At 64.0% G+C, this 14,584-nt stretch carries 14 protein-coding genes; 9 read left to right on the forward strand and 5 right to left on the reverse strand.

What is annotated here, in order from left to right; translation table 11 throughout:
• Positions 1 to 31: 31 nt before the first annotated feature.
• Positions 32 to 1,354, reverse strand: a complete 1,323-nt coding sequence (locus tag BSP239C_RS13850; protein ID WP_101573842.1) for an MFS transporter — start codon at positions 1,352 to 1,354, stop codon at positions 32 to 34.
• Between the two features lie 146 nt (positions 1,355 to 1,500).
• Here BSP239C_RS13850 and BSP239C_RS13855 point away from each other — a divergent pair, with 146 nt between their 5' ends.
• The 3 genes from BSP239C_RS13855 to BSP239C_RS13865 are packed head-to-tail and all read left to right on the forward strand — an operon-like array spanning position 1,501 to position 3,540.
• Complete coding sequence (locus BSP239C_RS13855) at positions 1,501 to 2,226, forward strand: IclR family transcriptional regulator (protein WP_257930213.1); 726 nt, start codon at positions 1,501 to 1,503, stop codon at positions 2,224 to 2,226.
• A 2-nt stretch (positions 2,227 to 2,228) separates the two neighbouring features.
• Complete coding sequence (gene aroQ, locus BSP239C_RS13860; RefSeq protein WP_101573846.1) at positions 2,229 to 2,666, forward strand: type II 3-dehydroquinate dehydratase; 438 nt, start codon at positions 2,229 to 2,231, stop codon at positions 2,664 to 2,666.
• Between the two features lie 31 nt (positions 2,667 to 2,697).
• Positions 2,698 to 3,540: a shikimate dehydrogenase gene (locus tag BSP239C_RS13865; RefSeq protein ID WP_101573848.1), complete on the forward strand. Its 843-nt coding sequence runs from the start codon at positions 2,698 to 2,700 to the stop codon at positions 3,538 to 3,540.
• A 47-nt stretch (positions 3,541 to 3,587) separates the two neighbouring features.
• Here BSP239C_RS13865 and BSP239C_RS13870 read toward each other — a convergent pair whose 3' ends face one another.
• Together BSP239C_RS13870 and mgrA are read right to left on the reverse strand one after the other, a co-directional pair.
• On the reverse strand, positions 3,588 to 4,427 hold the full coding sequence (locus tag BSP239C_RS13870; RefSeq protein WP_101573850.1) for a DedA family protein: 840 nt from the start codon (positions 4,425 to 4,427) through the stop codon (positions 3,588 to 3,590).
• Positions 4,428 to 4,564: 137 nt separating this feature from the next.
• Positions 4,565 to 5,605, reverse strand: a complete 1,041-nt coding sequence (gene mgrA / locus BSP239C_RS13875) for an L-glyceraldehyde 3-phosphate reductase (protein WP_101573852.1) — start codon at positions 5,603 to 5,605, stop codon at positions 4,565 to 4,567.
• Between the two features lie 307 nt (positions 5,606 to 5,912).
• Between mgrA and BSP239C_RS13880 the strand changes: the two genes are divergently transcribed.
• From BSP239C_RS13880 to BSP239C_RS13905, 6 genes are all read left to right on the forward strand, one after another.
• A complete protein-coding gene (locus tag BSP239C_RS13880; RefSeq protein WP_101573854.1) occupies positions 5,913 to 6,653 on the forward strand; it encodes a GntR family transcriptional regulator in 741 nt (246 codons plus the stop codon).
• The gene (locus BSP239C_RS13885) at positions 6,650 to 7,846 is read left to right on the forward strand and encodes an anhydro-N-acetylmuramic acid kinase (protein WP_101573856.1); all 1,197 of its coding nucleotides are present in this window, start codon (positions 6,650 to 6,652) and stop codon (positions 7,844 to 7,846) included. The genes BSP239C_RS13880 and BSP239C_RS13885 overlap by 4 nt, the downstream gene beginning before the upstream one ends.
• Positions 7,847 to 7,928: 82 nt before the next feature.
• Positions 7,929 to 9,434 carry a sodium:solute symporter gene (locus BSP239C_RS13890; RefSeq protein ID WP_101573858.1) on the forward strand — a complete coding sequence of 502 codons (1,506 nt, stop codon included), beginning with the start codon at positions 7,929 to 7,931 and terminating at the stop codon, positions 9,432 to 9,434.
• Complete coding sequence (gene murQ, locus BSP239C_RS13895; RefSeq protein WP_101573860.1) at positions 9,434 to 10,420, forward strand: N-acetylmuramic acid 6-phosphate etherase; 987 nt, start codon at positions 9,434 to 9,436, stop codon at positions 10,418 to 10,420. The genes BSP239C_RS13890 and murQ overlap by 1 nt, the downstream gene beginning before the upstream one ends.
• Entirely contained in the window at positions 10,417 to 11,397 is a 981-nt protein-coding gene (locus tag BSP239C_RS13900) for an N-acetylglucosamine kinase (RefSeq protein ID WP_101573862.1), read from the forward strand. The genes murQ and BSP239C_RS13900 overlap by 4 nt, the downstream gene beginning before the upstream one ends.
• A 97-nt stretch (positions 11,398 to 11,494) precedes the next feature.
• A complete protein-coding gene (locus BSP239C_RS13905) occupies positions 11,495 to 12,763 on the forward strand; it encodes an FAD-dependent oxidoreductase (protein ID WP_101573864.1) in 1,269 nt (422 codons plus the stop codon).
• Between the two features lie 86 nt (positions 12,764 to 12,849).
• Here the strand turns inward: BSP239C_RS13905 and BSP239C_RS13910 are convergent, their stop codons facing one another.
• On the reverse strand, positions 12,850 to 14,136 hold the full coding sequence (locus BSP239C_RS13910) for a PH domain-containing protein (protein ID WP_101573866.1): 1,287 nt from the start codon (positions 14,134 to 14,136) through the stop codon (positions 12,850 to 12,852).
• 21 nt (positions 14,137 to 14,157) lie between these two features.
• Complete coding sequence (locus BSP239C_RS20775; protein ID WP_167854128.1) at positions 14,158 to 14,322, reverse strand: hypothetical protein; 165 nt, start codon at positions 14,320 to 14,322, stop codon at positions 14,158 to 14,160.
• Positions 14,323 to 14,584: the final 262 nt, after the last annotated feature.

Genomic DNA, 14,584 nt, shown 5'->3' on the forward strand with positions numbered 1-14,584 from the left:
TCAATATGATCACGGCTCGCCTGCACGCGCCTCAGCGTGAACGCGCTTCGTGCACTGTGTCGATCTCTTCGAGGCTGAGCCCCTTGGTCTCTTTCGCCGTCATCGCTGCCACTGCTGTGAAGACGCAGACCCCGGCCGTGAAACCAGCGACCGAGATCCAGTTCTGACCCGAGGTGCCGGCAACGGCTGAGGCCAATACCGGGGCGAGTCCGCCGGAGACGGCGAAGCCGATCTGCGTGCCCAGGGCCAAGCCGGTGACGCGAGCGGTGGTGGGGAACATCTCCGCGTAGAACGAGGGCCAGATCGAGTTGGCCATCGAGTAGGCGCAGCCGGACATGATCGCACCGCAGACGAAGATGAGTGTCCAGTTTCCGCTCGAGACCGCAGCCAGGTAGGGGAACATCATCAGCCCGGCGCCCAGGGCTCCCGTGATGAAGACGGGTTTGCGCCCGATGCGGTCGGAGAGGACCGCGGCGAGTGGAATGGCCAGCAGAGCCACAGCATTGGCGATGACCGAGACCATCAGCATGGTCGAGCGTTCGAGGCCGACGATCGATGTGGCAAACGACAGCGACCAGACGGTGAAGACCATGTTCACGGTGTTGACCATGGCGCATGACGCGACGCGCAGAACCGCGGCTTTGTGCCAGCGGAAGACCGCTGTCAGGGGAGGGTGTTCATTGCGAGCTTCCTTGAAGGCAGGAGGCTCGTCCAGTCCGCGGCGGATCAGCCATGCGGTGAGCACCACGAGTGCCGAGAGCCAGAACGGCACTCGCCAGCCCCAGCTGAAGAGCGCCTCCTCGGGGAGGAAGGCGGTGAAGGGGATGAAGACCGCGGTGGCCAAGAGGGTTCCTGCCTGGGTGCCGTGCAGCGTCCAGCTGGTCGTCCAGGCACGTTTGGTCTCCTCCGAATGCTCCAGGGAGACGCTGATTGCGCTCGCCTGCTCACCTGCAGCGGAGAGTCCCTGGATCACACGGCATAGCACCAGTAGCGCCGGCGCGAGGTATCCGACCTGATCAAAGGTGGGCAGGCAGCCTACGACGAAGGTCGAGAATCCCATCAGGAACAAGGTGAGCATGAGGACGAACTTCCGTCCCATCCGATCGCCCAGAGGCCCCATGATGAGAGCGCCCAGCGGACGAACGACATACGCGACGCCGACGGTGCCCATCGCAAAAAGGATGGCCATGCCCGGGGCGGTGGTGTCCGGGAAGAACAGAACATTGAGCACCAGAGCTGCGGCGGTTCCGTAGACCGCGAAGTCGTAGTATTCGAGAGCCGATCCCGTCCAGCTGGACAGTGCTGCACGGAGCGGGGTCTTGCCGGGACGAGCGTCTTCGGTCGCGTTGATCATGCTTCCTCGCATTTCTCGATTGCCATAATGTGGAAGTCGTTGTTACAGTGTGGTTTACAGTGTGATCGAGATGACATAGTCTGTCAACGTTCAGTTCACTTCGATAGCCAGGGAGGCGAAGAATGCCGGCTAAAGGGTCAAACTCTGTGACAAAGGCCTTCGATATGCTCGAACTCCTGGGAGATCACGCGGAGGGCATCAGCGCCGCGAGAGCCGCAGAGCTCACCAGTCATCCCTTCAGCACCGCCTACCGACTGCTCGGCGGCCTCGTTGAGTCCGGATACGCGGACTACGAGCCCTCCACCAAGACCTACACCTTGGGATTGGAAGTCTTCCGGCTCGGACAGAAGGTTGCTCACCGTCGTGGCATCGCCGGATCGTCGAAAGACCTCCTGCAGTCACTGACGACGACCACGGGGGAGTCGAGCATCCTCTCCATTCGCCGCGGCAACGCCGCGCTGACGGTGATCACGGTCGACGGTCCCCAGTTCCGGACCACGACGGATCCCGGGGACGATTCGCCGCTGCACACCTCGGCGTTGGGGCAGGCACTCCTCGCCCACGACCCGAACAGCGATAACACGATCGCTGAACTCGAACTGGAGCCGCGGACCCCGAACTCCATCACCGACCCCGCACAGCTGCGAGCCAAGCTCGAACAGATCCGCAGCACCGGTTGGGCAGGGCAGTCAGAGGAGAACGACATCGGCATGAACGCCCTGGCCGTGCCCGTCTTCGACCTCGACGGGAGTCTGCTGGCGGCCCTCGCCTTGGCCGCACCGGTGTTCCGCCGAAGCCTGGATGAGCTCATCGAATTCGTTCCCCAGCTGACCGAGACGGCGGCCGCAATCGCCGCCAGAATGCCCAGGTGATCATGTCGACCGTCCTGATCCTCAACGGACCCAACCTCAACCTCCTCGGCGTCCGCGAACCTGAAATCTACGGTCGCACCACCCTGGCCGACATCGAGGACATGTGCACCACAGCCGCCGCCGAGGTGGGCCTGAACGTGCGTTGTGTGCAGAGCAACCATGAGGGTGGGCTCATCGACGCCGTGCACGAGGCACGGGAGACCACGGTGGGGGCGATCATCAATGCCGGTGCCTACACGCACACGTCGCTGGCGCTCCACGATGCGCTCAAATCCTATGATCATCCGATCATCGAGGTGCATCTGAGCAACCCGCACGCCCGCGAATCGTTCCGCCACCACTCCTATCTCTCGCCTGTGGCCGCCGCGGTCATCGCCGGCGCCGGAGCCAAGGGGTATGTGCACGCGATGGAGATCCTGGCCGACAAGCTCGATACCTGAAACACCGAACGCACCATATGAAAGCGAGACTATGACCCGATCACTGCTCCTTGGGCTCATCGGCGAAGGCATCTCCGCCTCCCGCACCCCGCGCATGCACGAGACTGAAGGTGCCGCGCATGATCTGACCACGATCTACCGCACGATCGACATCGCCGAGGAGCGACTGGCTGCCGTGCCGCTGGATGAGCTGCTGGCATCGGCAGTGCGACTCGGCTTCGATGGACTCAACATCACCCACCCCTTCAAGCAGCAGGTCATCGACCTCCTCGACGAGGTGGCCCCCGGCGCCCGCCGGATCGGCTCGGTCAACACAGTCGTCATCGACGAAACGGGACGGACGACGGGTCACAACACGGACGTCACCGGTTTCGCACGCGGCTTCGAAGCCGGACTCGCGGGGGCGGAAAGGAACCGTGTCGTGCAGATCGGTGCCGGCGGAGCGGGACGAGCCGTCGCCTTTGCCCTGTCGGAACTCGGGGTCAAGGACCTCGTCATCGCCGACATCAGCGCGGAGCGGGCACAGGATCTGGCCGCCGAGATCGGGGACCATGTCCGTGCGATCTCGATGGCAGAGCTGGAGCCGGCGATCACCTCGGCGGATGGAATCGTCAACGCGACCCCGGTCGGCATGGCGGCCTTTCCGGGGACCCCCTTCGACACGGAGCTGCTGAATGCGCAGACCTGGGTCGCCGATGTCGTCTACTTCCCGCTCGAGACCCAACTGCTGCGGGAGGCGAAGGCCAAGGGCTGCCGGACGCTCGACGGATCAGGCATGGCCGTGAACCAGGCGATCGATGCCTTCGAGCTCTTCAGCGGATGCAAGGCCGAGCCGACGCGGATGCGCGAGACCTTCCTGTCCTTCGGCGCCTGAGGTCAGCTACCTCGGCGCCTGAGGTCACCGACGCGCGAAGTGGCGGCTCACTGCGCGTTCTTCTGCTTCCGGTATTCGCGGACATAGGTGATGACGAAGATGCCGACGATGATCGCCAGGGTCAGCCACATGGCGTATTTGTCGACGACCTTGAGCACATCGACGGCGGTCTCACCGAGCTGATAGCCCAATGTCGTCCAGATGATGGTGAAGAGCAGGCAGCCCAGGAGGTCGGCGACGAGGAAAAGTGACAGGCGCATCCGGGTCCAGCCGGCGACGAGGTAGACGAGGGTTCCGGGAACGCCCGGGCAACGCGAGACGACAGTCATGAGGAACAGTGCCCAGTTGGGGATCCGTTTGAGGGATTCGATGCGTTTGAGCTGCCGCTCGTTCTGCGCGAAGAGCCGCAGCACTCCATCGCCCCACCGGCGGCCGGCTAGCCAGAAGGCCCAGTCGAACTTCGCCATGCCGATGAATCCGGCGACCACGACGAGCCACAGCGGAATCTCACCGACGCGGGCAAAGGCTCCGGCGGCGACAACAGCGGTCTTCGCACCGTTGATGAATTCCTGCAGGACCGGAGCATGCACCAGCATCCAAGGACGCAGCGGCATCAGCGCCAGGTAGACGAGTGGGATGCCGATGATGATGAAGAGCAGCAGTCTGTCGAGGCCTGTGGCCTTGCCTTGCCAGGGCTTGAGCGCCGCCCAGGGGTTCTCCGTGGGGGACTCGGGTTCCGTGCCGGCCGTCTGGTCAGACGGTTCGTCGGAGGTATCGGCAGGATGCCCCTGGTCGGAAGCGCCTACTTCGGAGTCGCTGACTTCGGAGCTGCCGAATTCGGCGTCCCTGCGCCGGGCCTCGTCATCGGGAAGACGCTTGTCACTCATCGGAGGCTCCTGCGTGGGCTGGGTGGTCGGCGCTCACGGTATCACAGCGACACAGGCGAACCCTGGCAGACTGCGGCTGATTCGGGCCGCCCAGTACAGTGGCTCGGCGTCGGTATTGCACGAAAACTGGGGTGCTCTCAAGCTTTCGTGCTGCGGCGGGCATCGCCCCAGATGTCGACACCGGAATCGATGGCGAACTCATCGATCGCGGTCAGCTCTTCGACGCTCAGCGGTGCCGCCTCGAGTGCCGCAACATTGTGCTCGAGCTGCGAGACGCGGCTGGACCCGATGACCAGCGAGGACACGCGGTCATCACGCAGCGCCCAGCTCAGTGCCATCTGCGCCAGTGACTGACCGCGCGCTGCCGCGATGTCGTTCAGACCGTGAATGCGCTCAAGGTTGTTCTCGGAGAGGAACCCATCCTTGAACGAGGGAGTGTCTTTGCCTGCCCGGGAGTCGTCGGGAACCCCGCCCAGGTACTTGTCGGTGAGCAGACCCTGCGCAAGAGGGGAGAATCCGATGACGCCCAGGCCTTCGGCTTCCGTGGTCTCGAGCAGACGGTCGGATTCGATCCAGCGGTTGAACATCGAATAGGAGGGCTGGTGGATGAGCAGGGGAGTGCCCATCTCCTTTGCCAGCGCCGAGGCTGTGGCCGTGTCGTCCGCCGAATACGAGGAGATGCCGGCGTAGAGGGCGCGGCCCGAGCGCACCGCCGTTTCCAGAGCCGCGATGGTCTCCTCCAGCGGAGTTGAGGCATCGGGACGGTGGGAGTAGAAGATGTCGACGTAGTCGAGGCCAAGCCGCTTCAGCGAAGCGTCGAGGCTGGCGAGCAGGTACTTGCGGCTGCCGCCCGGACCACCGTATGGACCGGGATGCATCGCCCACCCGGCCTTGGTGGAGATGATGAGCTCATCGCGATATGGGTGAAGATCCTCGTGCAGCAGCCGACCGAAGTTCGTCTCGGCCGACCCCGGTGGTGGGCCGTAGTTGTTCGCGAGGTCGAAATGGGTGATGCCCAAGTCGAAGGCCCGACGCACGATGTCACGCTGGTTCTGGAAGGCGACGTCATCGCCGAAGTTGTGCCATAGCCCTAATGACAGGGCGGGGAGGGCGAGTCCGGAACGACCGACCGGTCGATAGGTCATCGATTCGTAGCGGTCATCGGCTGCTTGGTACACGGTGCCTCCTGCGGCGGGAACGAACTCGCAATGCTGATCTCAGCTTAAGCGAGGATGAGGAACAAGTCGCGGGCGGGCGTCAACTCGTCGCCGGTACGGCCCGCGACCTCGATCCACGCCGGGCTCGAATATGTCGTCGCTGGCGACGACATATTCCGGCGCCGCGTTGATTCAGAGATCACAGAGCCGAAATGTTCCGAGGTGACGCTGACCGCTGAACCTGTGCCGCCGCAACAGCACCGATTGCGACCAGCAAAGTAGACCAGTGGTCTTGATTTTTCAGTGTGTCCTATGCCTCAATGGTCACGTGACGAAATTTCATTCGATTCGGGATCAGCTTCTCGACCGCCTGGAGTCAATGGCCGCCGGCGAGCAGTTCCCACCCGAACGCCAGCTCGCCGAGGCGCTGGGCATCTCACGGATGACCCTGCGCAGGGCCATCGACGAACTGGTCGCCAAGGGCGTCGTCCGCCGCCGCCATGGTGCCGGTGTCTTTGCGCTCGGCCCGAAGTTCGACCAGCCGCTGGCGGCAAGCTCCTTCACCGAAGACATGCTGGCCCGCGGACTGCGCCCCGGGTCTCGCGTCATCTCCTTCGACGTCGCGAATGCCGGAGCCCACATCGGACGCAGGCTGCACATTGCTGATGACGCCGAGGTGATCGCGATCGTGCGCCTGCGCTTGGCTGATGAGGAACCGCTCGCGCTCGAAGAGCTGCACATTCCCTCTGCCCTCGTTCCCGGCCTATGTGCGCAAGACCTGGAGAACAGCTCGTTCTACGAACTGCTGCGCTCACGTTTCGACATCTCTCTCAACCACAGCGTGCAGACGATCGAGCCGACCCTCCTCGATGAGGATGAAGCCAAGGTGCTCGGAGTTCCCGAACAGTCACCGGCGCTCCTTTTCGAACGCACTTCACGGGGGGCCGACGGAGTGCCCTTCGAGTTCGTCCGCTCCGTCTATCGCGGCGATCGCTACAAGATCCGCACCGAACTCACCGTGCCAGAGCAGCGCCCCAAGCCAGAGCTGCCCGAAGGGAAACTCGCATGATCATCGCCGGCCTCATGACAGGCACCTCCGCCGACGCCCTCGACGTGGTTCTCGCCGAATTCGTCCACGACAGTCCCAGCGTCGGCGGCAGTGGAGACAGTGAGCTGGGCGTGCGCATCCTCGCCAGCCAGGAAATCGACTTCGATCACCAGCTCCGAGCCGATATCCTGCGTCTCCTCGAACCTGGTGATGTCCCTCTGTCTCTGGTCTCCAGCGTCGATGCCCGCCTGGGCCGGTTCAGCGCCGAGGCGCTGCAGCAGGTCTGCACCGAGTCCGGTCTCGACTGCGACCTCGTTGTCTCCCATGGGCAGACCGTGCGCCACGACATCACATACGGTGTCGTGACCTCGACGATGCAGATCGGCCAGCCCGCCTTCATCGCCGAGGCGACCGGCAGCCCCGTCCTCTCCGACGTTCGCGCCCGCGACGTTGCAGCTGGGGGCCAGGGCGCCCCTCTGGTCGGGATCCTCGACGGACTCCTTGCTGGAGACATCGCGGCACCGACCGCGGTGCTCAACCTCGGCGGCATTGCGAATATCACGGTCCTGGCGCCGGAGCGCGATCCTGTTGCCTTCGACACCGGGCCGGCCAACGCCCTCATCGACGTTCTCGCGCGCAGGATGACCGGAGGGGAAACCGGCTTCGACCGTGACGGCAAGCTCGCCGCACAAGGACAGGTCGACGACGGTCTGCTCACCGAGCTGCTGGCCGATGCGTACTACGAATTGCCCGCGCCGAAGTCGACGGGCAAGGAACTCTTCCACGCGGACTACCTCGACCGTTTCCTCGGGACTCGGGCCCACCTCGGCGAGCATGATGCCATCGCCACGGTCACAGAGCTGACCGCCCGCACGGTCGCCGATGCCTGCCGCGCTCACAGCGTCACCCGGGTCGTCGCCTCCGGCGGTGGCACACGGAACCCGACGCTGATGCATCGTCTGCAGGCCGAACTTGGCGACGGTGTCATTCTGACGAGCACCGATGAGGCCTTCGAGCTGCCCGAGGGCAGCAAGGAAGCACTCCTCATGGCGCTGCTCGGATGGCTGACCTGGAACGGGCTGACCGGGACAGAGCCGGGTCTCACCGGTGCCGCGCATCCGAGCATCGCGGGGCGGCTGAGCCCGGGCAAGAACCCCCTGCAGCTGCCGGAGCCCCTGCACCGAAGACCCACCCGTCTGACAATCCTGCCCTGACCACAATCCTGCCCTAGCGAGAACTTGCACCGACGCAGACTTCTCGACGCAATGCACACCCCTCGTTTGAAGGAGAAGCACCATGCAGATCATCGACCTTTTGGTGATCATCGTCTACCTCGTCGCCACGGCGTGGTTGGGACTGAAGCTCAGCGGAAAGCAGAAGGACCTCAAGGACTATTTTCTGGGCAGTCGAAACCTGCCGTGGTGGGCGGTGTGCCTGTCCGTGGTTGCCACCGAGACCAGCGCGCTGACGGTGATCGGAATCCCGGTCATGAGCTACCTCGGTGACATCAGCTACCTGCAGCTGGGGCTGGGCTACATCCTCGGCCGAGTCGTCGTCGCCTTCTTCATGCTCCCCAGATACTACGACGGTGAGATGCTCACCGCGTACGCCTACCTGGGCAAACGCTTCGGCACCTCGACTCAGACGACCGCGGGCGTGACCTTCTTGTTCACTCGCCTGCTGGCCGACGGAATCCGGGTCCTCGCCGCTGCCATTCCCGTCAAAGTCATCCTCGACGGGCTGGGCATCCACACGAACTACTTCGTCATCATCGTCGTGCTCTCCTTGGTGACGATCGCCTACACCTTCATCGGCGGCATCAAGGCTGTGGTCTGGGTCGATGTGGCGCAGATGTGCCTCTACGTCGTCGGCGGCGTACTGACGATCATCGTCATCAGCGCGGCCTTGGGCGGTGGCTGGTTGGGCGAGGCCGCAGCGGCGGGCAAACTCAATATGTTCATCTTCGAGGGCAACCCGATCTCAGCAGACGCCTCGTTCATTCCCTCGCTGCTCGGCGGCGCGGTCTTCGCCATGGCCTCTCACGGCTCGGACCAGCTCATCGTTCAGCGCCTCCTGTCTTGCCGGTCCAAGGTCGAGGCGCAGAAGGCGCTCATCGTCTCCGGCGTCGTCGTCTTCGTCCAGTTCGCGATCTTCCTTGCGGTCGGACTGGCACTGTGGGCCTACTACGACCACGCCCTGCCTGCCGATCTCGGTCTGACTCGTGATGACGAGATCTTCCCGCTCTTCATCATCGAAGGTCTGCCACCGGGCGTCTCCGGACTGTTGCTGGCCGGCATCCTCGCCGCGGCCATGTCCACCCTGTCCTCGTCGCTGTCCGCGCTGTCCTCCTCGACGGTCAACGACGTCTACGCCCGGTTGAAGAAGACGCCCATGACCGACGCCGAGGGTTTCAAGGTCGGACGCTGGGCGACCATCGGCTGGGGCATCGCCTTCATCCTCCCGGCCACGATCTTCCAATCCGATGAGGGCAACATCGTCATCCTCGCCTTGGGCGTCGCGGGCATCACCTACGGCGGTCTGCTCGGCGCGTTCGTCTTCGGCATCGTCAACAAACGTGCGACCGCGGTGGATGCGAACATCACCTTCGCCCTGGCAGTGGCCGTCAACGCCTTCTTCTTCATCATGGAGAAGTACGTCACCGGCGAGGTCTGGGTCGCCTGGCAGTGGTACCCGGCACTCGGCATCATCGTCATGGTCGGCATCGGCGGGCTCCTGTCCCTGCGCCATCCGCAGGCCGCGAACCGGTCCACCGTCGCCGAGGCGGAAGGCAGCAACCGTTGATGACTCCGTCCCAGCAGCCCTCGCCCCACCCGTCGTCTCCGCGACCGCTGCCGCCGACCGAGCAGCGCAACCCCCACAGTGAGGGACTCGACGAGCTCGACACCCTCGGGGTTCTCAAGGTGATGAACAGTGAAGACCATGCCGTTCTCGGCGCGGTCGCAAACGCCCTGCCTCAGCTGGCCGAACTCGTCGACATCGCGGCCGAGCGGATGCGCCGAGGTGGGACCGTCCACTACTTCGGAGCCGGCACTTCCGGTCGTTTGGGGGTCCTCGATGCCAGCGAACTGTTGCCGACCTTCAACCTGGAACCAGGGCGCGTGGTCGGGCACATCGCCGGCGGCCAGGCGGCACTGGTCAACGCGGTGGAGAACGCCGAGGACTCCGTCGCTGAAGGTTCCAAGGTCGGGGCAACTCTCGGCTCCGATGACGTGGCGATCGGAATCGCTGCGAGCGGTTCGACGCCCTACGTCCGCGGCGCGCTGGAGGCCGCCGGTCACGCGGGTGCGCACACCGTGCTCATTTCGAACAACCCGCAGGCCCCTGTCGCCGAGGCGGCGGCCGCCCATATCGTGCTCGACACCGGGCCCGAGGTCGTGACGGGATCAACCCGCCTCAAGGCCGGCACAGCGCAGAAGATGACCCTCAACGGTTTCTCGACGGCACTGATGATCGCACTGGGCCGCACCTGGCGCAACCTGATGGTCTCCGTCGTCGCAACCAACGACAAACTGCGCGAGAGGACCGTGCGTATCCTCTGCGAGGCAGCAGACCTGCCAGATGCTGATGCGCGTAAGTTGCTAGAGCAATGCAGCGGGGACCTCAAAACGTCTCTGGTGGTCTCCTTCACCTCTGCGCCCCCGAGCGATGCGGCACGGCACTTGGAGGAGACCGACGGATCGGTCAAGGCTGCGATCGCCGCAATCACTGCGGCCGGAGCCGAGGCTGAAGCCGAGGCGGGAACTGGGCCAGGGCGCGAGGACCGATGAGCGGATTCATCCTCGGAATCGACATCGGAGGAACGGGCAGCAGGGTCGCGCTCGCCTCGTTCGAGGCAACCGCTGAACCTGCGCCGCCATGCACCCTCACCGGCCCCGGAGTCTCGATCGGCGCGGAGGGAAGCAACGCCCCGCAGCAGATCCGACGCCTCGTGTCGGCTGCGAGGGAAGCGTGGCCAGAGAGCTTCGAATCGATTCGCGGAGTCGGCATCGGCGCCACCGGGATCGCCTCGCTGAGCACGGACGTCGGTGAATTCGCACGGTCTGTGGCGACCGAAACGAAAGCGGAGACGGCGGTGGCGATCGACGCGGTGGCCGCCCATCTCGGCGCCCTATCGGGACGTGGGGGAGCGGTGACAGTCCTGGGGACGGGCGCGATCGCCATCGCCCACCCCGGCCCCGATGCTCACGGGGTTCTGCCGCCGATGTGGACACGGACCGATGGGTGGGGTCACCTGTTCGGTGACCGGGGAGGCGGAGCCTGGATCGGCAGGCACGCACTCGAGGCCGCGCTGAAGTGCCACGATGATGTCGATCTTTCCGGTACTGCGCTGCTCGAAGCAGCACGGGAGAGATTCGGTGAGCCAACCACCTGGCCGGCGACGTTCTACACGCGCAGCGACCGTGCCGGGCAGCTTGCCGCGTTCGCCGTCGATGTGGCTGGCCTTGCCCGCGAGGGCGACCCTGTATCGACGGCATTGCTGGCCGAAGCCGGACGAGAGGCAGCGCGCAGTGCAATCGCTGCCGGAAGCCAGGGCGCCGACGCTCACTCCCTGATCGCACTCACTGGTGGTCTGCGTCAGGCAGGCGAGACTCTCGTCGAGGCGTTCCGTGCCGAGGTGCTGCGCCTGAATGCGGAGGCCGTTGTCGTCGACCCTGCAGGCGATCCGCTTGACGGGGCGTTGACCTTGGCCAGACTCGTGGCAGAGGAGCGGGTTCGACCGCAGCCCGGAGTTCTGTGGACCTGAGGCAGTTCTGTCTGCCGCCGGGCTCCATATGTCCATATCATTCGGTTCCCTCGTGGACTAGCATCGATTCTGTGCCATCAACGCTGAGGAGGGTGTCATGACAGACCCCGCGCACAATCAGACTGCCCGCAACCAGACCGCTGTCGAATATGACTGCATCATCTCCGGAGGTGGGCCGGCCGGAATCGTCGCCGGTCTGCTCCTGGCCCGCGGCGGTGTGAAGGTTGTGGTGTTGGAGAAGCACACAGACTTCTTCCGCGACTTCCGCGGTGACACCATCCATCCGTCAACGCTGAGACTGCTCGATGAACTCGGGCTCTACCACGAATTCGCTCGGATCACGCACCGCAAGGTGACCAATATCAGTCTCATCGGCGACGACGGTCAGGACTACATCCTCGGCGACCTGTCCAGGCTGAACACGGCGCATCCGTTCATGACGATCGCACCTCAATGGGACTTCCTCAACCTGCTGGCCAAGGCGGGGGAGCACGAACCCGGATTCGATCTGCGAATGGGGGTCGAGATGACCTCATTGATCTGGGATGGCGACAGGGTCATCGGCGTTCGCGTGCAGACTTCCGACGGCGAGACCGAGCTGCGTGCGCCACTGGTCGTGGCTGCCGACGGGCGCTGGTCGAAGGCTCGGGACGAGGCGCAGCTGTCGATGCGGGAACTGCGGTCGACGATCGACGTCTGGTGGTTTCGGATCGACACCACGGCGCAGCTGGACGACACCATCGCACCCCGAGCCAAGGGCGGCAATGTGTTCGTCGCAATTCCACGTGACGGTCACGTGCAGATGGCCCGACTCATCCCGAAGGGTGAGGACGCTCGATTCCGTGAGCAGGGGATCGGGTCTCTTCGTGCAGCAGTCGCAGAGACATTTCCAGCGTTGGCGGACGACCTCGAAGCACTCGAACTCGATGATGTGAAGCTCCTCGACGTCCGGCGCAACGAAGCCAAACGTTGGTTCGTCGACGGGCTGCTGTGCATCGGTGATTCTGCGCATGCGATGAGTCCGCTGGGCGGAGTCGGCGTCAATCTGGCGGTCCAAGACGGCGTGGCCACAGCCCACCTGCTGGCGAAGTCTCTGCGCTCGGGGTACGTGCCCACCCGCGAGCTCAGGCGTGTGCAGCGGAGACGGATGCTGACGACGAAAGCCGTTGAACTGTTGCAAGGCGGCATCCACGCGATGATCGAACCTGTCGTCCACAACGGCGGAGCCATTCGTCCGCCGAAACCGGTCGTGTGGCTGTTGACGACATTTCCAGCGCTGACCGTGATTCCGGCGCGCATCCTCGGGATGGGTATCACTGCCGAGCACGCTCCGGACTTCGCACGCGGGCAGCCGAAACGGATCTGACCTTCAGCCCAGTCTGGCCCTCAGCCCAGTCTGGCCCTCAGCCCAGTCTGGCCCTCAGCCCAGTCTGACCCTCAGAACGACTGAGTTCAGCCCCGGATCCGACGCTGCCTGGACAGCAGATTGGCGAGCTGACGGCATTCGGCCTCGGACATCGAACTCAGGCCGAACCCGGCATCCGCGAGGATCTGACTGGCACGATCGGTCATGGCGCGTCCCTTCGCGGTGATCTTTGCCAGCACCTCGCCGTCGTATTCGGGTTCCAGTATTCTCTCGATCAGGTCATTGTCCTCCAGCCACCGCACCGTGGAGAAGGATGAGCTGGCCTCGACCTGCAGGTGATCGGTGAGTTCGACGAGGGGGAGCGCGCCTTGCTGGTCGAAGAACAGGAGGAGCAGCACTTCATAGCGTGCATACGTCAGGCCGAGAGGACGGAGTCTTTCGTCGAGGTTGGTGATGAGCAATCGGTGGGCACGCATCAGCTCGGTGGCGGTCTGCATCCGGTCGCGTTCGGGCCACCGCTGCTCCCAGGAACGTGCCGCCATCGACACAGGATCATTGAGTGCAGGTGACGCGCTGCCGATCCTGATCTCCTCCGAGTCCGTGAAGCCGTGACCGGTGTTGAGCTCCATCGTGGTCCACTCTTCGGTATCCACGTCCGGACCCACCCCGGTGCGCACCGCTGGATGCGCGCCAGTTCTCACACCCGCACTGAACCGGCGTTCGCTCTCAACCACAGCCGGCTCCATGCCAGGCTCGATGCCAGAGTCCAAGTCGGGTTCGAAATCCGGTTCGAAGTCCGCATCCGTCTCCAGATTCGCCTCCGGCTGGTTGGCGTCATTCTCGGCATTCTTGTCGTTGAACGACTTGATGGCCGAACGCAGTCCGGAGCGCTGAATCACCGTCTGGATGGTGAGGTCTCTTTCATCCGGCCGCCCGACATACCGGATATCGCGCAGGCCTTGGTCCTGTGCCGCAGATTCGAAGACGAAGTGACCGTACCTGAAGATCCGGCCCATCAGCGGCTTGTGCACCGAGATATCGAGGATACGCGCCATCGGCATCGTCGCCTTGTGCTGAGTGAAGATCCCGTGGATCCGAAACACTCGCATGTTCGTGATGACGAACCGGTCCATATGCACGCAGAGCGCACGGTAGACACCGAACAGGGCAATGGCGGCGCCTATGCCCAGTGGAATCGAGGCGTAATCGACAGGCACCGTGAAGCTGAGGGCCGCGACGGCCAAGCCCAGCAGGATGACGAGCGAGGGAGTGACGAAGGCAAGGAAGTGGCGACGAACCTCGTCGACGACTACTTCGCCCTCATCGGAGATGAGATGATTTTCGACCCTCGGATCGGTCAGTGCCCCGAACATGTCCGGCTGCTTCCTGCTCGCTTACGAGGACAGGGACGTGAAGAACGTGACCAGTGAGCCGACACCGCCGCCCACCGCTTCGAAGGCGTTCCGGACTGCATCGGCGGAATCTTCCGGCCGAGTGAACAGATAGAAAGCCACGAATATGACGACGAGCGTGAGGACGGTCTTCTTCAACCACTTCACAAGGGACTCCTCTATGCCGCGTCGCCCAGATGGCAGATGCGGACAATTGGTTGCACAACGACATAATCGTAACCGCCCTTGCCGTCCGTCATTGCATTGACGCGCCCAAAACCCGTGATCGTAATCTCACATAATGAGAATCGGATCTGAATGGCCGCCGAGGTGGCCCTGCCCTTCCAGCTCATCCCGCGGTTGCTGTTCCGGTTTCCCTCAACCCGGTTCAACGGTCAGCACCACTGTGCAGATCACAGGATCTGCGTAT

The organism is Brevibacterium sp. 239c (assembly GCF_900169365.1).
Lineage (GTDB): Bacteria > Actinomycetota > Actinomycetes > Actinomycetales > Brevibacteriaceae > Brevibacterium.